At 60.6% G+C, this 26,036-nt stretch carries 24 protein-coding genes and 1 riboswitch; of the genes, 17 read left to right on the top strand and 7 right to left on the bottom strand.

Features of this window, described 5'->3' with window-relative positions:
• Nucleotides 1–51: 51 nt before the first annotated feature.
• Together HCZ23_RS12210 and HCZ23_RS12215 are read right to left on the bottom strand one after the other, a co-directional pair.
• A complete protein-coding gene (locus tag HCZ23_RS12210) occupies nucleotides 52–447 on the bottom strand; it encodes a hypothetical protein (RefSeq protein WP_167602242.1) in 396 nt (131 codons plus the stop codon).
• 171 nt (nucleotides 448–618) lie between these two features.
• A complete protein-coding gene (locus tag HCZ23_RS12215) occupies nucleotides 619–1,689 on the bottom strand; it encodes an alkane 1-monooxygenase (protein ID WP_254870291.1) in 1,071 nt (356 codons plus the stop codon).
• An 84-nt stretch (nucleotides 1,690–1,773) separates the two neighbouring features.
• On the opposite strand from HCZ23_RS12215, the gene HCZ23_RS12220 reads away from it, so the two are divergent.
• The 5 genes from HCZ23_RS12220 (at nucleotide 1,774) to HCZ23_RS12240 (ending at nucleotide 5,871) form a co-directional block, all read left to right on the top strand.
• Nucleotides 1,774–2,415, top strand: coding sequence for a lysoplasmalogenase (locus tag HCZ23_RS12220; protein WP_167602009.1), 642 nt, complete (start codon nucleotides 1,774–1,776; stop codon nucleotides 2,413–2,415).
• A 41-nt stretch (nucleotides 2,416–2,456) separates the two neighbouring features.
• Nucleotides 2,457–3,818 carry a signal recognition particle-docking protein FtsY gene (gene ftsY / locus HCZ23_RS12225; RefSeq protein WP_167602010.1) on the top strand — a complete coding sequence of 454 codons (1,362 nt, stop codon included), beginning with the start codon at nucleotides 2,457–2,459 and terminating at the stop codon, nucleotides 3,816–3,818.
• Nucleotides 3,818–4,246 carry a GNAT family N-acetyltransferase gene (locus tag HCZ23_RS12230; protein WP_167602011.1) on the top strand — a complete coding sequence of 143 codons (429 nt, stop codon included), beginning with the start codon at nucleotides 3,818–3,820 and terminating at the stop codon, nucleotides 4,244–4,246. The genes ftsY and HCZ23_RS12230 overlap by 1 nt, the downstream gene beginning before the upstream one ends.
• Nucleotides 4,247–4,314: 68 nt before the next feature.
• Nucleotides 4,315–5,217 (top strand): DMT family transporter, encoded by a 903-nt coding sequence (locus HCZ23_RS12235; protein ID WP_167602012.1) that lies wholly within the window; start codon nucleotides 4,315–4,317, stop codon nucleotides 5,215–5,217.
• 9 nt (nucleotides 5,218–5,226) lie between these two features.
• Nucleotides 5,227–5,871, top strand: a complete 645-nt coding sequence (locus HCZ23_RS12240) for an inner membrane-spanning protein YciB (protein WP_167602013.1) — start codon at nucleotides 5,227–5,229, stop codon at nucleotides 5,869–5,871.
• Between the two features lie 3 nt (nucleotides 5,872–5,874).
• Here HCZ23_RS12240 and HCZ23_RS12245 read toward each other — a convergent pair whose 3' ends face one another.
• The 3 genes from HCZ23_RS12245 to HCZ23_RS12255 are packed head-to-tail and all read right to left on the bottom strand — an operon-like array spanning nucleotide 5,875 to nucleotide 8,677.
• Nucleotides 5,875–6,987 carry an alpha/beta fold hydrolase gene (locus HCZ23_RS12245; RefSeq protein WP_167602014.1) on the bottom strand — a complete coding sequence of 371 codons (1,113 nt, stop codon included), beginning with the start codon at nucleotides 6,985–6,987 and terminating at the stop codon, nucleotides 5,875–5,877.
• Nucleotides 6,984–7,703 (bottom strand): glutathione S-transferase N-terminal domain-containing protein, encoded by a 720-nt coding sequence (locus HCZ23_RS12250; RefSeq protein ID WP_167602015.1) that lies wholly within the window; start codon nucleotides 7,701–7,703, stop codon nucleotides 6,984–6,986. Before HCZ23_RS12250 ends, HCZ23_RS12245 begins: the two co-directional genes overlap by 4 nt.
• Before the next feature lie 50 nt (nucleotides 7,704–7,753).
• Nucleotides 7,754–8,677 carry a hypothetical protein gene (locus HCZ23_RS12255; RefSeq protein ID WP_167602016.1) on the bottom strand — a complete coding sequence of 308 codons (924 nt, stop codon included), beginning with the start codon at nucleotides 8,675–8,677 and terminating at the stop codon, nucleotides 7,754–7,756.
• A gap of 160 nt (nucleotides 8,678–8,837) precedes the next feature.
• Nucleotides 8,838–8,916: riboswitch (SAM riboswitch) on the top strand.
• 62 nt (nucleotides 8,917–8,978) lie between these two features.
• Between HCZ23_RS12255 and metZ the strand changes: the two genes are divergently transcribed.
• The 6 genes from metZ (at nucleotide 8,979) to HCZ23_RS12285 (ending at nucleotide 15,567) form a co-directional block, all read left to right on the top strand.
• On the top strand, nucleotides 8,979–10,181 hold the full coding sequence (gene metZ, locus HCZ23_RS12260) for an O-succinylhomoserine sulfhydrylase (protein WP_254870294.1): 1,203 nt from the start codon (nucleotides 8,979–8,981) through the stop codon (nucleotides 10,179–10,181).
• Between the two features lie 77 nt (nucleotides 10,182–10,258).
• A complete protein-coding gene (folE2, locus tag HCZ23_RS12265; protein ID WP_167602018.1) occupies nucleotides 10,259–11,362 on the top strand; it encodes a GTP cyclohydrolase FolE2 in 1,104 nt (367 codons plus the stop codon).
• Between the two features lie 57 nt (nucleotides 11,363–11,419).
• Nucleotides 11,420–11,791 carry a DUF2946 family protein gene (locus tag HCZ23_RS12270; RefSeq protein WP_167602019.1) on the top strand — a complete coding sequence of 124 codons (372 nt, stop codon included), beginning with the start codon at nucleotides 11,420–11,422 and terminating at the stop codon, nucleotides 11,789–11,791.
• A gap of 78 nt (nucleotides 11,792–11,869) precedes the next feature.
• A complete protein-coding gene (locus tag HCZ23_RS12275) occupies nucleotides 11,870–13,276 on the top strand; it encodes a PepSY domain-containing protein (RefSeq protein ID WP_167602020.1) in 1,407 nt (468 codons plus the stop codon).
• A gap of 104 nt (nucleotides 13,277–13,380) precedes the next feature.
• A complete protein-coding gene (locus tag HCZ23_RS12280) occupies nucleotides 13,381–14,829 on the top strand; it encodes a TrkH family potassium uptake protein (RefSeq protein WP_167602021.1) in 1,449 nt (482 codons plus the stop codon).
• Nucleotides 14,830–14,832: 3 nt separating this feature from the next.
• Entirely contained in the window at nucleotides 14,833–15,567 is a 735-nt protein-coding gene (locus HCZ23_RS12285) for a DUF998 domain-containing protein (protein WP_167602022.1), read from the top strand.
• A gap of 60 nt (nucleotides 15,568–15,627) precedes the next feature.
• On the opposite strand, the gene HCZ23_RS12290 is transcribed toward HCZ23_RS12285, so the two are convergent.
• Both HCZ23_RS12290 and HCZ23_RS12295 read right to left on the bottom strand, forming a co-directional pair.
• Nucleotides 15,628–17,397 carry a serine protease gene (locus HCZ23_RS12290; RefSeq protein WP_167602023.1) on the bottom strand — a complete coding sequence of 590 codons (1,770 nt, stop codon included), beginning with the start codon at nucleotides 17,395–17,397 and terminating at the stop codon, nucleotides 15,628–15,630.
• An 8-nt stretch (nucleotides 17,398–17,405) separates the two neighbouring features.
• Entirely contained in the window at nucleotides 17,406–17,627 is a 222-nt protein-coding gene (locus HCZ23_RS12295) for a hypothetical protein (protein WP_167602024.1), read from the bottom strand.
• An 87-nt stretch (nucleotides 17,628–17,714) separates the two neighbouring features.
• Between HCZ23_RS12295 and HCZ23_RS12300 the strand changes: the two genes are divergently transcribed.
• The 6 genes from HCZ23_RS12300 to HCZ23_RS12325 all read left to right on the top strand — a co-directional run bounded on the left by HCZ23_RS12300 (nucleotide 17,715) and on the right by HCZ23_RS12325 (nucleotide 26,036).
• Nucleotides 17,715–18,659, top strand: coding sequence for a glycine--tRNA ligase subunit alpha (locus tag HCZ23_RS12300; protein WP_167602025.1), 945 nt, complete (start codon nucleotides 17,715–17,717; stop codon nucleotides 18,657–18,659).
• Nucleotides 18,656–19,183 carry a DUF6446 family protein gene (locus HCZ23_RS12305; RefSeq protein ID WP_167602026.1) on the top strand — a complete coding sequence of 176 codons (528 nt, stop codon included), beginning with the start codon at nucleotides 18,656–18,658 and terminating at the stop codon, nucleotides 19,181–19,183. The genes HCZ23_RS12300 and HCZ23_RS12305 overlap by 4 nt, the downstream gene beginning before the upstream one ends.
• A gap of 2 nt (nucleotides 19,184–19,185) precedes the next feature.
• The gene (gene glyS / locus HCZ23_RS12310) at nucleotides 19,186–21,414 is read left to right on the top strand and encodes a glycine--tRNA ligase subunit beta (protein WP_167602027.1); all 2,229 of its coding nucleotides are present in this window, start codon (nucleotides 19,186–19,188) and stop codon (nucleotides 21,412–21,414) included.
• A gap of 123 nt (nucleotides 21,415–21,537) precedes the next feature.
• Nucleotides 21,538–24,093, top strand: a complete 2,556-nt coding sequence (locus HCZ23_RS12315) for a pyruvate, phosphate dikinase (protein ID WP_167602028.1) — start codon at nucleotides 21,538–21,540, stop codon at nucleotides 24,091–24,093.
• Between the two features lie 207 nt (nucleotides 24,094–24,300).
• Entirely contained in the window at nucleotides 24,301–24,981 is a 681-nt protein-coding gene (locus HCZ23_RS12320; RefSeq protein ID WP_167602029.1) for a cell wall hydrolase, read from the top strand.
• 149 nt (nucleotides 24,982–25,130) lie between these two features.
• A complete protein-coding gene (locus tag HCZ23_RS12325; protein ID WP_167602030.1) occupies nucleotides 25,131–26,036 on the top strand; it encodes a dihydroneopterin aldolase in 906 nt (301 codons plus the stop codon).

A 26,036-nucleotide genomic window follows, 5' to 3' on the forward strand; every position in this document is an offset into this window, starting at 1 on the left:
GGGGCGAAAAGGCGGAATGTCGACCTATGTTCTACGGGATGGGGCGCGGGCTTAGACCCCGACCTGAGGCCCCATACAGGCCAAGGGCCCCTCGGAGGCCCAGGCCTCATAAAGCTCGGTGCCGCTGTCGCCTTGGAACACGGCCTTGAGCTTGTCGCTTTCGACGAAAAACTGCCAGCATTGCGGCGCAAGGCCGTCTTCGTAGATGAAGCAAATGTCCTTTTCGCGTTCGTACCAAATGCCCTCTTTGCAGGTGTCCTGATCAAAGGCCCACCGCACGCGATTTCCCGGCAGATATTCCTCCGCACCATAGGGCTGACCGTCCTCGGCAAAGGTCAGGGTCTTGCCCGTTGCATAGGCGTCGAATTCGTCGCCGGTCAGGGGATCGGCGTTTGCGACCGTGGCGCTCAAGAGCGTAAAGGCGAGGGGGAGGAGGCAGGTCTTCATCATTTGGCAACCATGACACAAGGCGCCGAGTCGCTCCACTCACATTCTTAACAGCTGGTTAAAGCGTTTTTCGTTTCATCTGAATCAGATTGAGCGAAAAACGTTGCCACACTGAATTGATATTGCTGCGTTTCTCAAAAATTGAGTACCTCAAGTTTTTTGAGAAACGCTTTAACCGGGCTCTTGTGTTCCTGTGGCGGCATGCAGGCGCGCGACGCGCGGGTCCATGACTTTACGCCACAAGGGGGGGATCAGGGCGAGCGTGGCCATGGCGGGAAGTGAGCGCGGCAATTGCGGCATGTCCTGTGTCAATTCCAGCGCTGGGTAAGGTTTCATCGGATGGGCGTGATGGTCCGAATGACGCGGGGCGTTGAGCATGAGAAAAGACGTGAACCATTGTGGGCTGTTCCAGCTATGCTCTGCACCGACGGGTTCGAATTTTCCGGGAGAGATTTCACGACGACGGAGCCCGTAATGCTGCACGTAATCCGACAGCATGAGCTGAGAGGAGGCATAGCCTGCGAGCAGCATGTATTTGAAAATGCCTGTGAAACCGCCGATGACATAGGCCAGCGCGAGACAGGCGACCGCGCCCCCGACATAGAGGACATAGGGGTGCAGATCGGTCGATCCGGTGCGTTTGCGCAGGACGTTTTCCGCACGCAGACCGGCCCGGAACGATCCAAACCAAGCACGCGGCAGGAACCGGTAATAGCTCATGCCGAGCGGGGCGGAGTTGGGGTCTCGGGCGGTGGCCGCGTAACGGTGATGCACACGGACGTGCGCGGTCGCATGATGGCCGAACAGCAGCGTGATATAGACCCAAGTGCCCAGGCGGCGCAGCGTTCGGTCGGAGCGATGCACCAGCTCATGCGCATTGGAATTCGACACCTGTCCAAAGAACAACCCCATGCCGAGAAACACGAAAAGCCTTTCCCAAAATGCGAGTTGTCCATTGGAAAGCGCCCAGACCGCGAGCGGCAAAAGTGCAAAATGCGAAAGCGCCAGAACAGTCGAGAGGGCGTTGGCGTCGGGGAATTCAGCCTCCGGAGTTTCAGGTGAGCGGGCAAGGTCGACGAGTTGATCGAGCGAATAGGCCAGCGCGGTCATGTAGAGAAACCCGGCCACGGCCCAAAGCCCGCCAAACAGCGCGCCCAAGGCCAAAAACGCCACGGGCGCCAGCGTTGTGACCGCGAAAAAGCGAATGATGTGAGTGGTTTTCTGCGCCATCGTCTGTGTCATGGACGTCCCTATAAATCTGTGCTGACTATAGGCATGAGCCTGCGGTCTGCAAAAGCGAAACCTGCGGCTGAGAGGGGGGGAGGCATGATTTTGAACACAATTTTATGGGGCTTGGCGGGGGCGAGCGCATTGGCCTACCTGCCTTTGACCGGAGGCGTGCCAGCGCTTTGGCGCAGCGCGATCAAGACCATGCCTTTAAGCCTCTTTGCAGTTTTGGCGTTAATCCATGGCGGGTCATCTTGGTTAATCTTCGGACTGATTTTATCGGCGCTGGGGGATTTGGCCCTGTCGCGTGAGGGCGAACGTTACTTTTTGATCGGCCTCATCAGCTTCGCGCTGGCGCATCTCTGCTACGTTTTCCTGTTTTGGGCTGAGGTCGACGTCCTCTTTTGGCCCGGCGTTGTCCTCCTTACCGGTCTGGCGCTCTCGACGGAAGTTTGGCTGGCGCCATATACAGGGGCCTTGCGCGCACCGGTGCGGGTCTATGTCCTGCTCATTTCGGGGATGACGGTGCTGGCGCTGAGCTTGCCCGAGACCTGGCGCCTGGCGAGCCTCGGCGCGGTGTTGTTCCTGCTCTCCGATCTCACCCTCGCGATCCAACTCTTTCGCATGCGCCCAGGAACGCGGGCGGCGCGATCCGCGGGCTATCTGCTCTGGACGCTCTATATTTGCGGGCAGGGCGCGATCCTTTTGGCCTTTGTGCCGCGCGTTTGGGGGCTTTCATAAAGGGCCAAGACCCATTAAGTGACGACAGGAACGGAGGCCCCATGTCGCTTTTTTCGAAACTGAAATCCCGTCTGATGAAAACCTCGTCGAAGCTCGACGAAGGGTTGGAAGCCATTGTCGAGGACGGTGGCGAGGAAAGCAGCGTCGAGGAAGCCTATGTCGAAGAGGTCGCGGCAGAGCCGGAGCTGCCCGTTGCGCCCGATGTGACGCCGGAGCCTTTGCCGGAGCCTACCCCCGAGCCGCAGCCGATCCCTGAGTCGACGCCGGAGCCAGCCCCCGCGCCTTTGCCCGAAGAGCTGCCGACGGATGTGCCTCAAGAACTGCCGCAGGACTTGCCAAAGGATGTGCCGGACACGCCGTCGCCGGATGTGACGCCGCCCTCCGACGTCGCGCCGCTTGAGATGCCTGTGCAGGTGCCGGCTGAAGTTCCGGTAGAGATGCCGGTTGAAATCCCGGTTGAAACCGTGATCGAAGCCCCAGTTCAAACTCCCACCCAAACTCGGGCCGAAACCGTCAAACCGGGCTTTTTGGGCCGCCTTCTGGGCCGCAAGGAAACCAAGACCGTTGTCCGCCGCGCGCTGGATGACGATATGCTGGAGCAGCTCGAAGAGCTGTTGATCACCGCCGATATGGGGGTCGAGACCTCCATGCGGGTGACCGCCGCCATGGCCGAGGGGCGTTATGGCAAGAAGCTTTCGGTCGAAGAGATCAAACGCCTGATGGCCCAAGAGGTCGCGCGCATCATGGAGCCGGTGGCGAAACCGATGCCGCTCTACACAAAGACGCCGCAGGTCGTGCTGGTTGTCGGTGTGAACGGTTCGGGCAAGACCACCACCATCGGCAAACTCGCGAGCCAATTCCGGGCCGCTGGAAAATCGGTGGTGATCGCGGCGGGGGATACCTTCCGCGCGGCGGCTGTTGAGCAATTGCAGGTCTGGGGCGAGCGCGCCGGTGTGCCGGTCCTGACCGCGCCTGAGGGCTCCGATCCGGCAAGTTTGGCCTTTGATGCGATGACCAAGGCGCAGGAGACCGGCGCCGATCTGTTGATGATCGACACGGCGGGCCGGTTGCAAAACCGCGCCGACCTGATGGAAGAACTGGCCAAGATCGTCCGCGTGATCCGCAAAAAGGACGAGACCGCGCCGCACAACACTTTGCTTGTACTCGACGCGACGACAGGGCAAAACGCGGTTTCTCAGGTTGAGATTTTCCAAAAGATCGCGGATGTCTCCGGCCTTGTGATGACGAAACTCGATGGGACCGCCAAGGGTGGGGTTCTGGTCAGTCTGGCCGATAAATTCGGCCTTCCGATCCACGCGATTGGCGTGGGCGAACAGATTGACGATCTCGCCCCTTTCGATCCCGAAGAATTTGCCGCGGCCCTGACGGGTCTGGAGGTTTGATGCTCGAAATTCTGCACGCCATTGGTCCCCAGAGCTGGGTCTCTGCGGGGAACCCGCTGGAACGACGCGAGGCGATTCAGGAGCTATTTTTCGATCACCCGGTCTGCCCGGACGACACGGCGGAGGATTGGCCCGAAGACCGCGAGCTTTACGCTGAAATGGTCGTGGTCAAGGGGGAGAGCCTGGTGGGCACGGCCATGTTGGTGGTGGACCCTGACCGCGAAGACCGCCCGGCCCGCATCTGGGGCATGGGGGTTTTGCCGGAGTTTCGCACCGATTTCGTGATCCGCACGCTGGAAGAAGCGCTGATCACGGCGGGCTATCTGGACCCGGCATACCCGTTTATCGAGGCGACCGACGGGATGCTGGTGCCGAATCCCTATTCCGACATGCCGGGGCTTTCGCGGTCCGATCCGCGCGCGGCGTAAAGGCTTGCTCAGTCGCTGTGCAGTTTCAGGCTCTGGACCTTTGTCGGAGCGAGAGATAGCAGGGACGCATGAGCGATTTCATCCTTTCCCTTGAGGGCACGGAAACGGGCCACCACGCGGCGCTGATCCTGGCGCTGATGGCGGCGTTTTTGCATGCACTTTTTGGCGCGCTGCAAAAAGGGCGGCACGATCCGTGGCTGTCGCGCGGAGCGATGGATTTCTTTTACGGCATCATGGCGGCACCTTTTGCATTGTTCGTTGTGCCTTGGCCGGAACCGCATATGTGGTTGATTTTCCTCGGCATGTTCGTGATCCACATGGGCTATAAAATCGCCCAGGGCTACACTTACACCAAGGGCGCCTATACGGTCGTCTACCCGGTGGTGCGCGGCTCGGGGCCGCTTTTTGCGGTGGTCGCTGCCGGGTTCGTCTTTGGCGAACATTTCACCTTGGTGCAGTGGCTCGGCGTTTTGGTGCTGATCTCCGGCATCTTCGGGCTGGCGCTTTACAATTTGCGGACCATCACGGTCGGGCGCGACACCATGGTGCCCGCCTTGATGCTCGCGGTGCTGACGGGCGCTTTCGTCGCACTTTACACGACCTATGACGCCTACGGCATCCGCTCCACCGCAGATCCGTTCACATTCTTGGCGTGGTTCTTTTTCCTCGACGGTTTGGTGATGCCCGTGGTGGCGTTTCTGCGCTACCGGAATATGGAGTTCAAACCCGCACTCGGGCCGCTCGCGGTCAAAGGGTTCTTTGGTGGCATCGTCGCCTATTTCTCCTTTGGCTGTATCATGTTGGCGACCCGTCTCGATAATGTCGGCGAGGCGGCTGTGTTGCGGGAAACCTCCACTGTCTTTGCCGCTTTGATCGGATGGATCGTGTTGGGCGAAAAGGTGGGGCCGAGAAGATTGTCCCTCATGGCCTTGATTGCCTTGGGTGCGGTCATAGTTGAGATGGGTGGATAAGGAGCGCGCATGTCGGAAGAAAAACAGATCAAGCCCTGGGTGAAACCGGTTCTCGAAATGGGGCCGATCCTGGCGTTTTTCGCGGGCTATATCGCGCTGCGCGATCACGTGTTCACCATCGCGGGCACGGAGTATTCCGGGTTTATCGTGATGACGGCGGTGTTCATCCCGCTTTTGGCGCTCTCGACCCTGATCCTGTGGCGTCTGACCGGCAAGTTGTCAGCGATGCAGATCATGACGCTGGTGCTGGTCGTCGTCTTCGGGGGGCTGACGATCTGGCTCAACGACGAACGGTTTTTCAAGATGAAGCCGACGATGATTTACATCATGTTCGGGGCCATTCTGGGCGTTGGGCTTTTGCGCTCGAAAAGCTATCTTTCGCTGGTTTTGGGCGAGGTGATGCCTTTGGATGCGGACGGCTGGCGCAAGCTTGAGTTCCGCATGATGCTGTTTTTCTTCGGTCTGGCCGTCGCCAACGAGGCGATCTGGCGCACGATGACGACCGACACTTGGGTGAAGTTCAAGACCTTTGGCCTGCCGATCGCGATGCTGGCGTTTTTCATGGCGCAAAGCGGGTTGATGGCGCGGCACTCGACCGAAGACGACACGAAAAAGGCCGACACGAAAGAGGCGGACAAGGACGCGGCGGAGTAACCGCTACGTCCCGGTGATCGTGTAGGGAAGATAGGCAATCGCCAAGGCTGCGGAGCCGGTGAGGCTCAGCCCTTCGATCAGAATATCCTGTCCGGGCGCGCCGCCGACGATGCGATCGACAAAGCTGCGCGACGCGATCATCGACAAAAGCTCCGGCGACCTCATCAGGCTTGAGTGCCCCAGAGGGCCGGGGCGGGGCGCGACGGTCGTGTCCACAACCAAAACGCCAAGTCGCCGCAATTCCTCGATATTCTCCGCCTCTCCCACGCGGGGATGGCCGCCTGTGAGCACGGATGACAGTTTCAACGCCCGATCCCGGCGGGAGGCAAAGACCGCCAGCTCGACGTCATAGGGGCGCAGATCTTTGACCTGGGTGCGGAACAGGTCGATGTCGATGTCGGCCTGCACCAGAACCACGCCGTTCAGGCGGTCCAGCGTTTCGCGGTCGCCTTCGAGCGCCAGACGTTTGAGAGCCTCCATCGTCAAAAGTCCGCCCATGGAATGCGCCAGAATGGTGATCTGTTCGGCCTGACTTTGGGCCAGATCGCGCAGGGTCTGGGCCAGCGCCTTGCGGGCAAACAAAACGGAATCGCGGTCGTAGGCGTAGCGCGAAACCCGCCCCGCAGAGGGCCAGGAAAACAGCACCATCGGCTGATCCAGTTGGAAATCCGTCGCAATCTGCGCGGCGCGGAACACGGCGCCGGGGTAGGAGACATTATAGCCATGGACGAACAAAACAACGCCGCGCTCGCCCTTGGGCTGGGCGCGGACGCGTTGGTTCAGGGCGTGGCGAAAGTCGGGTTCCGTGTCGAACCGCCGGCTGTCTGCGACGAAAAACTGTTTCTCCGGGTCGAGAGGTGTGCGGGGGAAGGAAAACTCGCCGGGATTGCGATCCCTCGGCACCGAGATTTGGTAATCGCAAAAGAAACGTGTGTCCGAGCGTGCGGCTTCAAAGACCTGCTGCGGATCTTGTGACACGGCGCGGTTGGTGACGACCAGAAGATCGCGTGCGTTCGTGGCCTTTATGTCCGGCGCGACATTCATCAAGGGCACGGAACAGGCGCTGAGACACAGCGCGCTGCCGCCCAGGATCATCTCCCGCCGGGTGAGGATCACTTTTGTGCTCCGCCTTGCCCAAAGAGAATCTTTTGCGCCTCCTTGTCCTGCGCCGCATCTGTGCGTTTCTCGGCGGCCAAGGCCCGTCCACGCTGCACCGCCGGGCGCGAGGCGATCCGCGCGATCCAGCGGGCCAGATGCGGTTTGTCGTCGAGGCTCTGTTCCTGTTTTTCCCACAGGGACGCCCAGGGCCAGATCGCCATATCGGCGATGGAATAGAAATCCCCCGCGACGAATTCTTCCTCCGCCAACCGCCGGTCGAGCACGCCATACAAACGCGCCACCTCATTGCGATAGCGGTTCTTGGCATAGGGCAGGTCGTTCGGCGGCTCCATATTGGGCGCGTAGCTCAGAAAATGATGCGCCTGTCCGGCCATGGGACCAAGCCCGCCCATCTGCCACATCAGCCATTGATCGACGGCAACATGATCCCGCTCGCCACCGCCGTAGAACTGGCCGGATTTGCGCGCGAGATATTGCAGGATCGCGCCCGATTCAAAGATCGAAATCGGCCGCCCGCCGGGCCCTTCGGGATCGACGATGGCGGGCATGCGGTTGTTGGGCGCGATTTTGAGAAACTCGGGCGCGAACTGTTCGCCCGCGCCGATGTTCACCAATTTGACCTCATAGGGCAGGTCCATTTCTTCAAGTGCGATGGAGATTTTCCAGCCATTGGGCGTGGGCCAGTAGTGGAGCGTGATGGGGGTGTCGATCATATGCCTTGTCCGTGCTGTCGTCACTCCCCGGTGATCCGGGGATGTTTCCCTCAGGATGACGCTTTGCGCGAAAAGGACAAGGGCGAAGCGAAGGGACGGCGCGGCAAAAGATGCGAAAACCGGGGCGCATGGGTGGCCGGAAGCGCCTCTTGTAACAATCCCATCGGCAGACGTTCGGGATGACGCAGCGCCGTGCGGTAAAACGCGAACACGCCCGCGCGCAGATAGGGCGACCAGTGACAGATTTTCTTGTCCGCTGCGGGAATGTCATAGCCGAGACGCGCCAAGGCTGCGCGGGTTGCGGTGTCGTCGATTTGAATGTCGCACCAACCGCGAGGGGTTTGCCCCAACCCTGCGCCCAGAGAGCGAGACGGCGCATGATCGGGGACCAGCGCCATCTCGAAAAGCGCGTCGAAGAGATCATTTTCTCGTGAGGTTACGTTCAACACCTCCGCCGTGCGCCCGGCGGCACTGTCGAGGGCGTGTTCGGCGGTCGAACGGAACTCGGCGGCAGAGAGGAGAATCGCACGGCGCACCGCGCCTTCAGGCAGATGCGGCAAGGCGGAGAGGATCACGCGCGCGCCCAAAGAGTGACCCATCACATGAACAGGACGGTCGAGTTTCCAGATCAGCCGGGCCAAAGCCTCGCCGGTGGCGCGGGCTTCCGCGTAGGCCTGCCAGATCGAGCCGCGCGCCTGCCAGCCGAGCGCAATGCAAAGCCCCTCATCGGAGCGCCCGCTGCCAAAGCCAAGTCCGCGCGGCCAGCTCAGCGCCTTGCGACAGGTCAGGCCGGGATCGAGCGAGAGGATATGGTCATGCGGGTCGTGCTCTGGCACAAGCGGCGAGAATTTGTAGCCGTGGACACAGATGACAATCGGCGCGCCCGTGGGCGTCTTCGCCAGAGCCTCGCGCAGGACCAGCGACGTGCCAGCGGGCAAAAAGGACCCATCTGTGTTGATCTTCAAAAGGGGCATCTGCGCCACCCTCTGTTGCCTCACCCAAGTGTCTTCCCTGCCTGTGATATGCGCGAGAAGTGTCACGATGCTGCGACAGGGCGGTGAATCTTTGTTAACGAGGGCGGGCGCATCGGTCATGCGCTTGACAGGATGTCGCAGGATTTGTACCCCGCCAGATACAAGGCGACGTGGCGATTTGTTCTCCGGATTGCGGGCCACGCTAAAAACACCGCTAAAGAGGTCAGGACGAGACGCCGGGTTGGTCAGAACCCTCCGCGCCCCAGCCCTTGATCGAATGGGGATAATGGCGAAAGGGATCATGATGACCAAAAAGAACGCGACTGGGAAAGCCTGGAAAACCCAAACCAAACTCATCCACGACGGCGTGCGTCGCTCGCAATACGGCGAGGTCTCCGAGGCCTTGTTCCTGACGCAGGGCTTTGTCTACGACACCGCCGAGGCCGCAGAAGCGCGGTTCGTCAACCAAGGCGAGGACGAGTTCATCTACGCCCGCTACGGCAACCCGACGACTCGTATGTTCGAGGATCGGATGGCGGCGATTGAGGGCTGTGAAGACGCGTTCGCGACCGCCTCGGGCATGGCCGCCGTGGCGGGTGCTTTGATGTCGATCCTCAAAGCGGGCGATCATCTGGTGTCCTCGAAGGCACTGTTCGGGTCGTGTCTTTACATCGTCACCGAAGTGCTGCCAAAATTCGGCGTCGAGACCACGCTGGTCGATGGCACGAATCTGGACGAGTGGAAGGCCGCGATCCGCCCCGACACCAAAGCCGTGTTCTGCGAGAGCATTTCCAACCCGACGCTGGAGGTGATCGACCTCAAAGCCGTCTCCGAGCTGGCTCATGCCGTCGGTGCGCTGGTCGTGGTGGACAACGCCATGTGCACACCGATTTTCTCCTACGCGAAAGAGGCTGGCGCCGATCTGATCATCTACTCCACGACCAAACATGTGGACGGGCAGGGGCGCTGTCTCGGCGGCATCATCGCGGGCGACCGCGCGCTGATCCGGGGTCCGGTAGAGATGTATGTCAAACACACCGGCGGGGCGATTTCGCCCTTCAACGCCTGGATTCAGCTCAAATCTTTGGACACGCTCGACCTGCGCGTGCGGCGTCAGGCGGAGACGGCGATGAAGCTTTGCGAGGCTTTGGACGGTCATCCGGCGCTCAATTCCGTGCGCTACCCGTCCTACAAGTCGCATCCGCAATATGAGCTGGCCAAAACGCAATCCGAGGCCGCAGGCACGGTGATCACCGTTGATCTCAAGGGCGGCAAGGAGGCGGCGTTCAAATTTCTCAACGCTCTGGACGTTTTCACGCTGTCGAACAATTTCGCCGATGCGAAATCCATCGCGACGCACCCCTGCACGACGACTCACAAGAACGTGCCGGTCGAAAAGCGCCCGGAATTGGGGCTGACCGATGGTCTCGTGCGGCTCTCGATGGGGCTTGAGGATGGTGAGGACATCATCGCGGATATTTTGAACGCGCTCGAAGCGGTTTGATCCAAACGCGCGTCCCCTTCGTAGTGGTAATATCTGTGAAACCTCTTATATGAGGCGCAGCGTTGAAGGGATTTTCGATGAACATGCATCCGAGCGATCTTGAGAAGAAGGACCGGGCGGCCGCCGAGGCCGCTCTTGCGACCCTGAGAGACTGGGCCGCTCAGGCGACGCCGACCGAAGTGGCCGAGCTTGACCCGGCCATCGCGCGGCTTTTGCCCGAGGCCAATGATTTCGCCAATTACCCGGCGCTGCGCCGCGCTTACCCGGAAGATTTCGAGGTGGACGAGGCCTATAAAGAGGGGCTTCCCGATCTGCAAAACGGGCCGGAAAGCCTGATCAAGGGCGCCAAGCGGCAAATCCAGCATGTCGGCATTTCGAACTTCCGTCTGCCGATCCGGTTCCGCACCCGTGATAACGGAGATTTGACGCTCGAGACCTCCGTCACTGGCACCGTGTCCTTGGAGGCGGAGAAAAAGGGCATCAACATGTCCCGGATCATGCGTTCGTTTTACAAACACGCTGAGCGCAGTTTTTCTTTCGACGTGATCCAGGCGGCGCTGCGCGACTATCAAAGCGATCTCGACAGTTTCGATGCGCGCATCCAGATGCGGTTTTCCTTCCCGGTGAAACGGCCGTCTTTGCGCTCGGGCCTTGAGGGCTACCAGTATTACGACATCGCGCTGGAACTCGTTGAAGTCGCCGGTAAAATGACAGAAATCATGCATTTGGACTATGTGTATAGCTCCACTTGCCCCTGTTCTCTTGAACTTTCCGAACATGCGCGCCGCACACGGCATCAACTCGCGACGCCGCATTCGCAACGCTCCGTGGCGCGGATTTCGGTCGAGGTGAAGAACCAGCAGGACACGCTTTGGTTCGAAGATCTGATCGATCTGTGCCGCCAAGCCGTGCCGACCGAGACGCAGGTGATGGTGAAACGCGAGGACGAACAGGCCTTCGCTGAACTGAACGCCGCAAACCCGATTTTCGTCGAAGACGCGGCGCGTTTGTTCTCCGAAGTCTTGGAAAACGATCCGCGCATCGGCGACTTCCGCGTGGTCGCCTCGCATCAGGAAAGCCTGCATTCGCATGATGCCGTGTCGGTCCTGACCGAGGGGGAGACCTTTGCCGCGCAAAGCCTCGATCCGAAACTGTTTTCGACGCTGTTCCACGTCGGATAAGCGCTGGAGACCATCTAAACACTGGACCTGTCGCCGACGCTTGGGTTAGGTGACGTCATGGTTTTTGCGACGCTGCGCCTTTTCCTGTTTCTCGCGCTCATGCTCGGGATTGTGGGGCCGAAATCTTCGGCCCTCTTGGCGCAGCTTGGCCTCATTCATACACAGGTGATTGTGATCTGTACCGGCGATGGGCTTCAGACCATCACGCTGGATGCCGATGGCAATCCTATCGAGCACGAAGACGCCAAATCGCAACCCTGTCCGCTCTGCCATGTCACCTCGACAGTGGTGGGCATGACCTTGGACAATCCCTATCCGGCCACGCATCGGCTGGCCGATTATCCGAAACCCGATGAGGTTTCGGGCCGCGGCGCCCCCTATGTGCACCGCTTTGCGCGGGCACCGCCTGCGTCTCTGATCCTTTCCTGAGACATCTGAAAACCAATACCGACCTGATCCGGGCCGCGCCGAAGGCGCGCCTGTCAGGCCATGAAAGGACGTGAGACCATGGTCGCACTCGATCAATCTCCTGCACAAGAGATGCAGGACGCTGCGGGCAATGCCGCAAAATTCTACCGCGCCGCATGGCGCTGGCATTTCTATGCCGGGCTTTATGTCATTCCGTTTTTCATCATGCTGGCGCTCACCGGCATGTTGATGATGTGGATTTCTTTTCTCGATGGAAGAGATGGCGAAAAAACCGCAGTCACGCCGCTTGAGGCACCTCTGGCCGTGTCAGTTCAGGCGCAAGCGGCGCTCTCGGAGTTTCCCGATGGAGAACTGATCCAATATGTTGCGCCCCGCGCCGACAACCTGGCCGCCCTGTTTCGTGTCAACACAGAAGCCGGAGCAATGATGGTGGTGGTCGATCCCTATACCGCCGAGGTGATCGAAACCTTTCCACGACGCTCCGGTCTCTATGATCTGCTGGACAATACACATGGTGAGTTGCTGATCGGTGTGACCGGGGACCGTATGGTCGAGATCGCCGCCTCCCTTGGGGTGATCCTTTTGGTCACGGGCCTCTATCTTTGGTGGCCGCGAGAGACACGTCTGCGCGACGCCTTGCTGCCACGCCTGCGCGCGCGGGGCAGGGCGCTTTGGAAGAATTTGCATTCGGTGGTCGGGATATGGATCTCTGTCATTCTGCTGTTCTTCCTCATTTCGGGCCTGTCATGGGCCGGTGTCTGGGGCGAGAAAATGGTGCAGGCCTGGTCGAGCTTTCCGGCCGAAAAATGGGGCGCGCCGCTTTCGGATGTTCCGCATGGCGCGATGAATGACGGTCCCAAAGAGGTGCCATGGGCTCTTGAACAAACGCTCATGCCTGCGTCCGGCTCGTTGTTTGGCGAGGAAGGGCTAAAACCCGGCGTACCGGTGAGCCTGGATACGATGGATGCTTTGGCGCGTGAGATTGGCTTTGATGCCCGGTATCAGATGAACTTGCCGATGGGGGAGACAGGCGTGTTTACCTTGTCTCGCGACAGTATGAACACGGATAGTCTTGATCCGATGTCGGACCGCACGGTCCATATTGATCGTTACAGCGGTAAAATCCTCGCGGATGTCCGATATGAGGACTATTCTCTTATGGGCAAGGCGATGGCCGTGGGCATCGCCCTTCACATGGGGACGGTGGGGCTTTGGGTGATTTTGCTCAACACAGTCTACTGTCTTTCGGTGATTTTCCTCTGCGTCTCGGGCGCCGTGATGTGGTGGAAACGGCGTCCCGCGGGTAGCCTGCGCATCGCGCCGCCGCCCTTGCCGAAAAACATGCCGCTCTGGAAAGGGGCCGTGTCCATCGGTCTTGTGCTTTGTTTCGCCTTTCCAATGGCGGGGCTGACATTGCTGGTGGTTTTGCTGCTGGACTGGCTGGTGATCAGCCGCATTCCGGCGTTGAAGCGGGCATTTTTGTGATCTGAGCCAAGGTATGGCCGGGCGGAAGACGTCCGGCCATCTCCGCGATCTGCTGTCTTTTATGCGCTTGACTTGCGGGCGCGGCCCCGCCAAGCCTTGCCCTCATGACGGACCTGAGACCTGTTGGATATGTGATCGGCACGCTTGTCGCCCTTTTGGGGCTGACGATGGCGATTCCGATGGCGGTGGACCTGCTCATGGGCTCGGGCGAATGGCATGTGTTCTTTCGTGCGGGCGTCATCACCTTCGTGATCGGTGCGGCTTTGACGCTCTCGACCCAGAACGGCCAGCAACAGGGTCTCTCGATCCAGCAGATGTTCCTTTTGACGACGCTCATTTGGCTCATCCTGCCCTTATTTGGCGGGCTTCCGTTCATTTTGGGCGCGACCGAGGCCAACCTGACAGATGCGTTTTTCGAGGCGATGTCGGGCATGACCACCACCGGCTCGACGGTCTTCTCGGGCCTCGATGATCTGCCCGAGGGTATCCTCTTGTGGCGCTCCATGTTGCAATGGTTCGGCGGCGTCGGGATCATTGTGGTCGCCATGGTGTTCCTGCCCGAACTGAAAGTGGGCGGCATGCAGGTGTTTCGCTCCGAAGCCTTTGATACCGATGGCAAAGTCCTGCCGCGCGCCGGTGAGATTGCCTCACGCATCTCGGTCATCTACGTGGCGCTGACCTTCCTGTGTTTTCTGGGCTATGTGCTGGTCGGCATGTCCGTGTTCGATGCGCTGAACCATGCGCTGACGACGCTCTCGACCGGCGGGTTTTCGACCCGCGATGCCTCTTTCGGCGCCTTCCAGGGTCCGGCGGAATATGTCTCGTCGTTTTTCATGATCCTCGCCTCGCTGCCCTTCGTGCGCTACGTCCAGCTTATCGCCGGCACTGCCAAGCCCCTGTGGCGCGACACGCAAATCCACGCCTATCTGATCATCATTTTCGGCCTGACCATCGCCTTTGCGGTCTACCGCCTTTTGGTCAACGCCGATCATTTCGAACATTCCTTCCGCGAAGGCCTGTTCAACGTCACCTCGATCATTTCCGGCACGGGCTATGCCTCGACCGACTACCAGCTTTGGGGTGCTTTCCCGGCGGTGGCGTTTTTCTTCATCGGCCTGATCGGCGGCTGCGCAGGCTCGACGGCCTGTTCCGTGAAAGTGTTCCGCTATCAGCTTTTGTGGGCCTCGATGCGGGCGCAAATCCGCAAAATCCATAGCCCCAACGGCGTCTTCACGCCGCGCTATCAAGGTCACCGGGTGACCGAAGACGTGCTCTCCTCTGTGATGGCATTCTTCTCGTTTTTCATCGTGACACTGGGCATCACGGCGGTGTTGTTGGCGGCCACGGGGCTTGATTTCATCACCGCCATCTCCGGTGCGGCCACCGCCTTGGCCTGTGTGGGACCGGGGCTGGGCGACATCATCGGGCCGTCCGGCAATTTCGCGACGATCAACGATCCGGCGAAATGGATTTTGGCGATCGCCATGCTGATCGGGCGGCTCGAAGTCATGTCGGTCTTCGCGTTGTTCACCATCCGGTTCTGGCGGGGGTGACGCATGGCGGAAGACATGGCGGAAGACATTGCGGAAGAGAATGAGCACGTCCTGAGCTATTACCGCGTCCGCCAGGCGCTTGGCCTCGTGGCGTTGATCCTGCCGTTTCTCTTGATTGGCGGCGGCTTGCCCCTCGACGATCACCTGCGCGATTCCGTGTCGAACTATTTCTTTTCGCCGCTCAGAGAGGCCTTTGTCGGATCGCTTTTCGCCATCGGCGTGTTTCTGATTTCCTACAAAGGCTATCCGCGCCGTCGGGGCGAGACCTTTTCGGATCAGGTTCTGTCCAGCGTGGCGGGCGTTTCCGCCCTCTTGGTGGCGGTGTTTCCGTCTTTGGACGATTGTGTCGTGGTGAAAGCGACCGAGCGTGCAGACTGCACCTTGCCAGAGATCACCGTGACGCAAAGGCTCGTCGGCGTCGATCTCTCGGCCTGGGTGCATAACCTCTCGGCGGTGGTGTTTTTCCTCTGCCTCGTGGTGTTCTGCCTTGTGCAATTCCCCAAAACCCAAAGCCGCGTGCGGCCCTATATCTACAAGGCCTGCGGGTATGGCATCCTCGTGGCGCTGGCGGTGATCACCGGGTCTTTCGTCTATGCGCGCTGGGGCGGGGGACAGGCGTTTGTCGACCGCCACAACATCGTCTTTTGGGGCGAGGCCGTGGGCATCTGGATTTTCGCGCTGGCGTGGCTGACCAAGGGCAAGGCGGATCAGGCGGCTTTGGCCTTGTTTCGGGCGTGATGCCAAAGAAAAACCCCGCCTGAGCGGGGTTTTGCATGTTTTCGGCTCTGAAAAATCAGATCAGTTCCAGCAGCTCACCAGAACCGTCATATCACGACCGATGGTTGCCGGGTCGGTGGTCTCATTGGAGTCTTCGGAGGCGGACATGGTCACACCGTTTTCAGAGAGGAACCCGGCAATCTTTTCCATGTCATAGGCAAATGCCACATCTTCGGGCAGGCTGCGGCCTTGCGCCTCGGGGATGGCCGACGACGGCGCGAGCATGCCGATCACGGCGCCTGCGCTGTTCAAAAGCGGACCGCCTGCCTCGCCCGGAAGCGTGGTCATCGCGAGGCGCAGGACGTCTTCTTCGCCAGACAGGCCTTTGTGCTCGGCCATCAGACCATAGTTCAGTGTCGGTGCGCCAAGGCGGCCTTCGTAGGCAAAGCCGGAGACGGAAACCTCGGATTGCAGACGCGGCAGTTGGCTGTCGAACCGGGCGATCTCGAGCGGGGCAAGCGCCTCGGAAGGGGTCAAAAGCGCCATGCCATCCGCCGTCGCGGTGACCGTGGCGTCATAGGTCTCGTCGAGTGTGATCTTGGCGCAGCTGGCGACCAGATCGGCCTCGGTCAAGACAGTGCCTTTGTCGTCGACATAGAACCCGCTGCCGGCCTTTTCCGGGCGGCGGATGTCGAGACCGGCCATCAGGTCGATGTCTTGTTCCGCGCCGTCGCCGTAAGCATCCGGCAACACGCCGTCGGTGGGCGCGAAGGACGCCTGCATGGCCTCCAAAGCCATCTGGTGACGTTTTTCGTCCGTGGTGTTGCCGGGCGTGGGCCAGATCAGGGTCCAGCCTTTGACCACGCCATTCACCAGTTTGGCTTCGGTGTGGGAGGTGATCTGCGCATTGGTGCCGGTGAGGCTAAAGCCGTTCTGATCGCGCGACCGCGGGCCCTCCATCGGCACGATTTCAAGCGTCTGCATGATCTCGTAGAGACCGCCCAAAGTGGCCGCATCGCCGGTTTGCGAGATCAGAAGCACCTGTGCTTCCGAGCCATCCTTGGCGGCATATTTCGCAAAAGGCGGGGTGTATTCGGAGAACTCCACCACACCCGTCGGCAGGGTGATCGCGATGCCTGCGACATCATCCACGACAGGGCGCAGGCCAAGGCTGTTCACCACGTCCTGATAGGCGGCCAGAACTTCTGCGCGTTGGCGGGTGGTCAGAACGCCGGTGGGTTCATAGCCCTGCATCGACTGCCATTCGGCCATGGCGTTGCGGGTGCCGGGGCCAAAAGCGCCGTCGATCCCGGAATTATACACACCCGCGAAATGCAGCGCGGTTTGCAGCGCCTCACGCGCCGGGCGGTCAAGCGCGCGCTCGGAGGCACGGGCCTCTGCCGGGGTCTCGTCCAGATCGACCGGCTCCATCGCGGTCTCGATCACCTGTTCGGCGACGGCGTTGGTCGCTGGGGCGTCCGAGGCTTGCGCGGCTTCAACGGGTGCGAGCGTGGAGACATTCACACCAACCGGCCAAAAGGCATCCTGAAAGCGGGTGCCGTCGGTCAGGTAGCTGTCGCCGGGAATGCGGCCCTGGGCACGCAGCGCCAGACGGGCGGCTTCTGCCTCGGCCTCTGTGGCGTAGGGGCCAAGCGCGATGGCGTGCCAGCGGCCCGGCAGGTTGAAGCCCACGACATTAGGCAATCCATTGGCATAGCCTTGGGCGGCTTCGGTGGCCTGTGTCAGAGAGGGCTGTGCCTCGATCTGAATCCATTGTTCCGCCGAGAGAGCTGTGGTGAGAAACAGCGAAGCGGCAACGCCCAGAGGCGCAACAGCGAAAAACCTAGTCATGAAAACCCTTACTTTTTGTCGAACGGACCATAGGGTGCCCCATAGCCCTCGTTCGTCGTCTTTTCTTCGGGCGCTAAGAAAACAGGTTTGGAGCCGAGGTCAATATCCGGGCGCTGCCCAAGCGTCATAAATGGAAGAGATGTGATCGAAATATAGCGGATTGCAGGCATTCCGTGGCGAAGCACCGGGATTGGAGTGGGTTTGGGGAGGGATTGGGCGATGGGCGACATTGACGCCCCCGCCGGGCTTGCCTATTGAAGAGCCGCGTTCGATGCGTGGCAACACGCGCCTCAAAAACCTCTGACGAAAGACGTCCCATGTCCGAGACTGTAGACAAACCGCGTTCCTTTCAGGAAATCATCCTGAGGCTTCAGGCCTATTGGGCCGGCAAAGGCTGTGCCGTGTTGCAGCCCTATGACATGGAAGTGGGCGCGGGAACCTTTCACCCGGCGACGACTTTGCGGTCCTTGGGGTCGAACTCTTGGGCTGCGGCCTATGTTCAGCCTTCGCGCCGTCCGACCGATGGGCGTTATGGCGAGAACCCGAACCGGCTGCAGCATTACTACCAGTATCAGGTGCTGATCAAACCATCGCCGCCGGATTTGCAGGATCTCTATCTCGGCTCTTTGAAAGCCATCGGCATCGACACCGAGCTGCATGACATTCGTTTCGTTGAGGACGATTGGGAAAGCCCCACTTTGGGCGCCTGGGGTCTCGGTTGGGAGGTCTGGTGCGACGGCATGGAAGTGTCACAGTTTACCTATTTCCAACAGGTCGGCGGCCACGATTGCCATCCCGTGTCTGGCGAGCTGACCTACGGGTTGGAGCGTCTGGCGATGTATGTTCTGGGCGTCGATCACGTCATGGATATGCCCTACAACGACCCGCAGGCGCCGATCGCGCTCAGCTATGGCGATGTGTTCAAACAGACCGAGGAAGAATATTCCCGGCACAATTTCGACGTCGCCAACACCGAAAAACTCCTGTCGGATTTCGTCAACGCCGAGAAAGAATGCCACGCCATTCTCTCGGTCGAACACATGGACCCCAAGACCGGCAAACGCATCATCATGGCGCATCCGGCCTATGATCAATGCATCAAGGCCTCGCATATCTTCAACCTGCTGGACGCGCGCGGCGTGATCTCCGTCACCGAGCGTCAGGCCTATATCGGGCGTGTCCGCGCGCTGGCCAAGGCCTGTGCCGATGCCTTCGTTCTGACCGAGGCGGGCGGCTGGAAAGCAGAGACTGAGTCCGCATGAATGGCAAACTGGTCGCAGGTGGTATCGTGATCTCCGCACTCGTCTTCGGCGCTGGCCTCTATTATTCGCAGGTCTACGCCTATTACAAACCGATCCCGGCCAATGCGCCGGCGGCCTCGGTCACTGTGACCACCTTCGAAGGCCTGTCCGAAGACATCCTGGCCGAGAATTTCACCGGCATCGACGCCGACACCTCGCCGATCAAGTTTCGCGCCTGTTTTACCACGCCCCTCTCCCTGCCGATGATGACGGAAACCTTTCAGCCCTATGAGGACGCCGCCCCTCTGGTGGCACAGAAATGGTTCGACTGTTTCGACGCAGGCGCGATTGGCGCCGACCTCGAGGCGGGCCGGGCCGTCGCCTTCTTGGGCGCAGAGAATTCTCCCTATGGCATCGACCGTGTGGTCGCCATCTACCCCGATGGCCGCGGCTTTGCCTGGAACCAGATCAACCGCTGTGGCGACGCCGTGTTCGACGGCGATCCCACACCCGTGGGCTGTCCGCCCCCTCCTGAAGGAAACTGACTATGGCTGACTTGCTGATCGAGCTCTTCTCCGAAGAAATCCCCGCGCGCATGCAAAAACGTGCCGCCGAGGATCTGAAATCTCTGGTGACGAACGGTCTGGTCGACGCCGGTTTGACCTATGCCTCCGCGGGCGCCTTCGCCACGCCGCGCCGTCTGGCCCTGTCCATCGAAGGGCTTCTGGACGCCTCCCCGACCACGGTCGAAGAACGCAAAGGCCCGCGTGTCGATGCGCCCGAAAAAGCGCTCGAAGGGTTCCTGCGTGGTGCCGGTGTCACGAAGGACGAGCTGGAGATTCGCGACGAGAAAAAGGGTCAGGTCTATTTCGCCAAGATCACCAAGCCGGGGCGTCCGGCGGCCGAGATCGTGGCCGAGGTGCTTGAGGCCACCGTGCGCAATTTCCCCTGGCCGAAATCCATGCGCTGGGGCGCGGGCAGCCTCAAATGGGTGCGTCCGCTGCATTCCATCGTCTGCCTGATGACCCGCGAAGACGGCGCAGAAGTTGTGCCCCTCGACATCGACGGCATCACCTCCGGCAACACGGTCTGGGGGCATCGTTTCATGTCCTCGGGCAGCTTTAAAGTGACGTCTTTTGATGATTACGCGACCAAGCTGAAACAGAATTTCGTGGTGCTCGATGGCGCGGAACGTGCCGATCACATCTGGCACGACGCCACCAACCAAGCCTTCGCGCAGGGTCTCGAAGTCGTTGAGGACAAAGGTCTTTTGGCGGAGGTTGCGGGGCTGGTCGAATGGCCGGTCGTGCTTATGGGCGAGATCGGTGCCGATTTCCTGGACCTGCCGCCCGAGGTGTTGCAAACCTCGATGAAGGAACATCAAAAATTCTTCTCCGTGCGCAATCCCAAAACGGGCCGCATCGAGAAATTCGTCACCGTCGCCAACCGCGAGACCAAGGACAACGGCGCGACCATCCTCGCGGGCAACCAAAAGGTGCTTTCCGCCCGTCTGTCGGATGCGAAATTCTTCTGGGAAAACGACGTGCGCACCGTCGAGCGTGACGGTATGGAGGCGATGTCTGCGCCGCTTGCCAACGTCACCTTCCACAACAAACTCGGCTCAGAGGCGGCCCGCATCGCGCGCATCGCGACGCTGGCCGAAGAGATCGCGCCTATTGTGGGGGCAGACCCCGCTGAGGCTGCCACGGCTGCGAAAGTGGCCAAAGCCGATCTCAGCTCTGAGATGGTCTACGAATTCCCCGAACTGCAAGGCATCATGGGCCGCTACTATTCCCAAAAAGCCGGGCTTCCCGATGTCGTGGCTGACGCCTGCCGCGACCACTATTCGCCGCTTGGCCCAAGTGACGAGGTGCCGAGCGAACCAGTGTCTGTCGCGGTTGCAATGGCTGACAAACTCGACAAACTGACCGGCTTCTGGGCCATCGACGAGAAGCCCACCGGCTCGAAAGACCCCTTTGCATTGCGTCGCGCAGCCCTCGGTGTGATCCGTTTGCTGATCACCAATGATGTGCGTCTGCACCTCGACCGGTTCATCGACAGCCAGCTTTTGCTGCACAAAATTGCCGAAGCCGATGAGAATGACGGCGTGATCGACACGCTGAAAGAAATCCTCGACGAGATCGCGGAACACGGCGTCTTCGGTGCGGCTTTCGATGCGATCTCCGACAAGCTTTCGGACGCGCAAAAAGACGCAGTCAACCAGGCGGCGGGCAATGTTCCTGACACCTCCGAAGATCTTTTGTCCTTCTTCCACGACCGTCTCAAAGTTTTCCTCAAAGACGAAGGCATCCGTCACGACGTGATCGACGCCTGTCTCGCGATGGAGGGCAATGACGACATCACGCTTCTGGTTAAGCGCGCCCGTGCTTTGCAGGCGATGCTCGATACCGAAGATGGCACCAACCTCATTCAGGGCTTCAAACGTGCCAACAACATCCTCAGCCAAGCCGAGGAAAAGGACGGTGTCGAATATAGCTTTGGTCCCGATCTGAAATTCGCCGAAGTCGCGGAAGAGAAAGCCCTTTTTGCCGCGCTCGATGCGGCGGAAGAGGCAATCAAACCGGCGATGAAAGCCGAAGATTTCACGGCCGCCATGTCCGCCATGGCCGCGATGCGCCCGGAAGTTGATGCGTTTTTCGAAGCGGTTCAGGTCAATGCCGACAACGACATCGTGCGTCGCAATCGTCTGAACCTTTTGGGCCGCATTCGTGACATCTGTCTCTCGGTCGCGGACCTCACCCGGATCGAAAGCTGACCTGAGACCGGTGCTGTGTTAACTTAGCGGCAACGGTTTTGACGAAATCTCTGTGCCGTTACGGTTAACGGTTGCGCTCACGCCGCCTTGAGGCGTAGCGTGCCGCAACAGGGAGGTGCCGCAGTGCAGCAAGAGAGCGATAGTCTCGGGTTCACCCGCATCCGCCGCGTCGCACCGATCGCGGTCGAAACCCATGGCGGACGGGCAAAATGCCTGCAACGCCTGATCCGTCTTGACCTGCCTGTGCCGGAAACCGTCGCCCTGTCGTTCGATGCGGTGCATCGCCTCGCCGAAGGTCAGAGGTTCGACAAAAAAGCTCTGTTGCGCGTGTTCGGCGATACGCCTTTGCTCTCGGTCCGGCCCTCGTCCGAGGACCCCGATTGGGGCGGCCCCGGCGCCATTCTCAACATCGGCATGAACGACGCGCGCCACGCGGAACTGACGCAGACCCATGGCTCTGAGGCGGCAGACACGCTGTATCTTCGATTTGTGCAATCTTTCGCGGTGCATGTCGAACGTCTCGACCCGGAATTGTTCGAATTTGACACGTCTATGCCTGTGGCGGAGGCGCTGAAAACGGCGCTTGAGGCGCATGAAGATGAAACCGGCGAGCCGTTTCCCCAAGATCCTGCTGAGCAATTAGGTCAGGTTCTGCGCTCCATGGCGCGCGCCTGGGAGGGCACGACGGCGCGGCTTTTGCGTCAGGCCAAAGGCGCGCCTGCGGACGCCGGGCTCGGGTTGATCGTGCAGGCCATGTCCTTGGGGCTGGGGCCGGGCGAAAGCGGGGCAGGGGTGATGCAGCTGGTGGATTCGAACACCGGCGCGCCGCTGATCAAGGGCCGTTACAAACGCCAATCGCAAGGCCGCGAAGCCATCAATAATGGCGAATTCGACGCCGATGAAATGCTCTATCTGACCCGCGACAAGCGGGGGCTGTCTCTTGAGGAGGCGCAGCCGGAGCTGTTCGACCGCCTCGTGGACATGTCAAAACTTTGCCGCGTGCGCCTGCGCGAAGAGATGCAGGTCGAGTTCACCATCGAGAACGGCAAGCTTTCGGTGCTGGATGCCGTGCGGGTGCAACGCAGCTCTCGGGCCGCGCTGCGCATCGCGGTGCAATTGGCCGAGGATGGCATCATCCCGCGCGAAGAGGCGATCACCCGCGTGCCCGCGCGGTCCCTGACCGAGCTGTTGCACCAACAGGTTGATCCCAAAGGGAAACGTGACGTCGTGGCGAAGGGCATCGCCGCCTCGCCGGGTGGCGCAGTCGGGCGGATCGTGTTCAATTCCAGCGTGGCGCAGAGCTATGAGTCGCGCGGTGAGCCTTGCATCCTTGTGCGCCGCGAGACCACGCCCGAGGACATTCGCGGCATGCATTCCTCCGTCGGCATTCTGACCGAACGCGGCGGGGTGACCTCGCATGCGGCGGTGATCGCGCGCGGCATGGGGGTGCCCTGTGTGGTCGGCGCCTCGATGCGGATCAACGGTCGAGACCGCACGCTGACGCTGTCTGATGGTCGCACGCTTGCTGAGGGCGATCTTTTGACGCTTGATGGGTCTGCGGGCGAGGCGCTTATGGGCGCGGTCAAAATGATGCCTCCGGTGAAGGATCACTGGTATCTGCAACTGATGGAATGGGCCGATGCGATCCGTGACATCGGGGTGCGCGCCAATGCCGACACGCCCGCAGATGCCGCCATGGCGCGGGACTTCAAGGCGCAGGGCATCGGGTTGTGCCGCACCGAACATATGTTCTTTGAAGGCGATCGTCTGACCGTGATGCGCGAGATGATTTTCGCCGCCCGCCACGAAGATCGGGCGGAAGCGATTGCGCGCCTTCTGCCAATGCAGCGCTCTGACTTTATTGAGCTTTTCCGGATCATGGAGGGCCTCCCGGTCTGTATCCGCCTGTTCGATCCGCCGCTTCATGAATTCTTGCCCTCGGACCGCGAAGGCGCGAAAGAACTGGCCGAGGCACTCGATCTGCCGCTCTCTGATGTGACGCGTCGGATCGAATGGCTGTCGGAATTCAACCCGATGCTGGGGATGCGCGGCGTTCGGCTTGGCATCACCTTCCCCGAGATTTACGAAATGCAGGCCCGCGCGATTTTCGAAGCGACGATCGAGGCCTCGAAACACGGCGCGCCGGTGGTGCCCGAGATCATGATCCCGCTGGTTTCGGCCAAACGCGAAGTGGAGCTGGTCAAAACCCAGATCGACGGCGTGGCGGCAGCGGTGCGCAATGAGACGGGGGCGGAGTTCACCTATCGCTTGGGCGTGATGGTCGAAACGCCGCGCGCCGCACTGCGCGCCGGTGACATCGCGCAGAGCGCATCCTTCCTCTCATTTGGCACGAACGACCTGACCCAAATGGCCTATGGTCTGTCGCGCGACGACGCGGGTCGATTCATGAACTCTTATGTTCAGCAAGGTGTCTTCCCGGAAGATCCATTTCACATGCTCGATTTCGAGGGCGTCGGAGAACTGTTGAAAATCGGTGCCGAACGGGGCCGCCAAGCGAGACCAGAACTGACGGTTGCTGTGTGTGGTGAACATGGCGGTAACCCCGAATCTATCGCCTTTTGCCGGGCCGCAGGATTCGATTACGTGTCCTGTTCGCCCTTCCGCGTGCCTGTGGCGCGCCTTGCGGCTGCGCAGCTTGTCGCCTACGATGCAAAATAGTCACATCACTCCATCAAGGTGCTGAAAATAAAGGCGTAGACGGTCTTTTTCTTCGGCGTTTCAGGCCGGGGTGACACTTCTTTCTTGACTGTCTGGTAAGGCCTTCGGCGCCCCGGGGTGGACCTTTTGGGACATTTGACCTATCCCCCGGCTCGAAAAACACCCGTGAGGCCCCTTTGTTTTGGGGCGCAATGGAGGGGCAACCCTATGACAATCCCAGCTAAGCTCAAGGCGCTCGCGCTTGTGGTCACGCTCGGCATATCGACACTTCCGGGCCAGTCCCGTGCCGAGGTGACGGTGAGCCACTCGAACGATCCGAACCCGGTGCTCGGGCTCGAGTTGAACGCGCTGTTGAACCAGGAGCGTGACGGCCTTGAAAACGTCGATGCGGATGCGATCGAACGTCTTTTGGCGAGCTTCAAACCCAAGTCCACGACACCGACAATTTCCTACACCAAGGACTTTCTCGCCAGCCAACCTACCGCCCAAGGTGGTGAGCAATGGCAGTGCCTCGCGGAGGCGCTTTATTTCGAAGCCCGCGGCGAAAGCGTCAAAGGCCAGTTCGCGGTGGCCGAGGTGATCCTCAATCGTGTCTCCTCCCCCGCCTTCCCGAACACGGTCTGTGGCGTGGTGCATCAGGGCACGGGCCGCAAATACCAGTGTCAGTTCACCTACACCTGCGACGGGCATGCCGATGTCGTGCGGGAAAAAGGCGCATGGGATCAGGTCGCCAAAGTGGCCAAGCTGATGATCGACGGCGCGCCGCGCACGCTGACGCAGGGCGCGACCCACTATCACACCCGTGCCGTCAACCCGCGTTGGGCGCGGGCTTTCGCGAAAACGGCACAGATTGGCGTGCACATGTTCTACCGGATGCCACAGGCCTAACGCCTCCGATCACGGAATTGTTTCAGGCCCCGCCGGGAAAACGGCGGGGTTTTGCCATTTCAGCGGTCGGCCTGTGCGACGGGCGATTGGGTCTTGGCCCATCGCCGCCAAAGCTGTAGCAAAGGCCAAACTTGCAAAAGGGACCGTCAATGTCCGAGATCAGACAGGCTTTTGAGCACCCCGAAGCGCGCGCGCTGGCGACCTCTGACGCCGCACCGCTCGACCGGATTTCGCTTCGCGACCATGTGGTCGATGTCGAAATCGGCGCGTTTCAGGCCGAGCGCGGCGTGCGCCAGCGGGTGTCCTTCAATATCGTCGTGGAACTGACGCCGGTCACCGGTCCGATTGACGACGATGTTGATCGCATCCTGTCCTATGACCGGTTGACCGAGGCGATCCATATCGAGTTGGAGGCCGAGCGTCTCAATCTGCTTGAAACCCTCGCCGAGCGGATCGCAGAGCGCATTCTGGCCGAGCCGCGCGCCTATCGCGTCTTTGTGCGGGTCGAAAAGCTCGACCGTGGCCCCGGCGCGCTTGGCGTCGAGATCGTGCGCAGCGTCGATCAAGTCGGGCATGCGGAGGCGATGGAAGCTCCCGTGCCGCATCCGCTGATTGTGCATCTGGGATCGGAGGCTTTGGCCAGTGCGCAGCTCACCGCCTGGATCGACGCATTGGAGGCCGATCCGCGACCTGTCATTCTGACCGTTGGCCTGCCCTCTGGCGACTGGCCCGAGGCGGGGCATCAGGCGGCGCAGCGGCGGATCGATCTTTTGGCGATTGAGCAAAACGCCTGGGTTCTGGCCGGGCGTGATGCCCGCTGTGTTGTGCGCGCGACGCGGACTGAGTTGGACTGGGCGATGAAACAGGGGCAAATCTCCGTCTGGGCACCGTCGAAAATGGTGCTCGACGCGGTGCATGGGCCGAAAGGCGACATCGCCGAAATGGTGGCTTGGCTGGCGCAGGAACTCTCCGCAACCAAGGTGTTGAGCCTCGGCGCGGTGGAGATCGAGGGTGCCGAGCGCCGCGATGCGGATGCTGCGGTGGAGCTGTCCTGA

Source organism: Celeribacter sp. HF31 (genome assembly GCF_011806455.1).
Taxonomy (GTDB): domain Bacteria; phylum Pseudomonadota; class Alphaproteobacteria; order Rhodobacterales; family Rhodobacteraceae; genus Celeribacter.

Excerpts from the sequence above, each read along its gene's own strand:
- HCZ23_RS12210 (WP_167602242.1), bottom strand. The coding sequence starts at position 447 with ATGAAGACCTGCCTCCTCCCCCTCGCCTTTACGCTCTTGAGCGCCACG.
- HCZ23_RS12215 (WP_254870291.1), bottom strand. The coding sequence starts at position 1,689 with ATGACACAGACGATGGCGCAGAAAACCACTCACATCATTCGCTTTTTC.
- HCZ23_RS12220 (WP_167602009.1), top strand. The coding sequence starts at position 1,774 with ATGATTTTGAACACAATTTTATGGGGCTTGGCGGGGGCGAGCGCATTG.
- ftsY (WP_167602010.1), top strand. The coding sequence starts at position 2,457 with ATGTCGCTTTTTTCGAAACTGAAATCCCGTCTGATGAAAACCTCGTCG.
- HCZ23_RS12230 (WP_167602011.1), top strand. The coding sequence starts at position 3,818 with ATGCTCGAAATTCTGCACGCCATTGGTCCCCAGAGCTGGGTCTCTGCG.
- HCZ23_RS12235 (WP_167602012.1), top strand. The coding sequence starts at position 4,315 with ATGAGCGATTTCATCCTTTCCCTTGAGGGCACGGAAACGGGCCACCAC.
- HCZ23_RS12240 (WP_167602013.1), top strand. The coding sequence starts at position 5,227 with ATGTCGGAAGAAAAACAGATCAAGCCCTGGGTGAAACCGGTTCTCGAA.
- HCZ23_RS12250 (WP_167602015.1), bottom strand. The coding sequence starts at position 7,703 with ATGATCGACACCCCCATCACGCTCCACTACTGGCCCACGCCCAATGGC.
- HCZ23_RS12255 (WP_167602016.1), bottom strand. The coding sequence starts at position 8,677 with ATGCCCCTTTTGAAGATCAACACAGATGGGTCCTTTTTGCCCGCTGGC.
- metZ (WP_254870294.1), top strand. The coding sequence starts at position 8,979 with ATGATGACCAAAAAGAACGCGACTGGGAAAGCCTGGAAAACCCAAACC.
- folE2 (WP_167602018.1), top strand. The coding sequence starts at position 10,259 with ATGAACATGCATCCGAGCGATCTTGAGAAGAAGGACCGGGCGGCCGCC.
- HCZ23_RS12270 (WP_167602019.1), top strand. The coding sequence starts at position 11,420 with ATGGTTTTTGCGACGCTGCGCCTTTTCCTGTTTCTCGCGCTCATGCTC.
- HCZ23_RS12275 (WP_167602020.1), top strand. The coding sequence starts at position 11,870 with ATGGTCGCACTCGATCAATCTCCTGCACAAGAGATGCAGGACGCTGCG.
- HCZ23_RS12280 (WP_167602021.1), top strand. The coding sequence starts at position 13,381 with ATGACGGACCTGAGACCTGTTGGATATGTGATCGGCACGCTTGTCGCC.
- HCZ23_RS12285 (WP_167602022.1), top strand. The coding sequence starts at position 14,833 with ATGGCGGAAGACATGGCGGAAGACATTGCGGAAGAGAATGAGCACGTC.
- HCZ23_RS12290 (WP_167602023.1), bottom strand. The coding sequence starts at position 17,397 with ATGACTAGGTTTTTCGCTGTTGCGCCTCTGGGCGTTGCCGCTTCGCTG.
- HCZ23_RS12295 (WP_167602024.1), bottom strand. The coding sequence starts at position 17,627 with ATGTCGCCCATCGCCCAATCCCTCCCCAAACCCACTCCAATCCCGGTG.
- HCZ23_RS12300 (WP_167602025.1), top strand. The coding sequence starts at position 17,715 with ATGTCCGAGACTGTAGACAAACCGCGTTCCTTTCAGGAAATCATCCTG.
- HCZ23_RS12305 (WP_167602026.1), top strand. The coding sequence starts at position 18,656 with ATGAATGGCAAACTGGTCGCAGGTGGTATCGTGATCTCCGCACTCGTC.
- glyS (WP_167602027.1), top strand. The coding sequence starts at position 19,186 with ATGGCTGACTTGCTGATCGAGCTCTTCTCCGAAGAAATCCCCGCGCGC.
- HCZ23_RS12320 (WP_167602029.1), top strand. The coding sequence starts at position 24,301 with ATGACAATCCCAGCTAAGCTCAAGGCGCTCGCGCTTGTGGTCACGCTC.
- HCZ23_RS12325 (WP_167602030.1), top strand. The coding sequence starts at position 25,131 with ATGTCCGAGATCAGACAGGCTTTTGAGCACCCCGAAGCGCGCGCGCTG.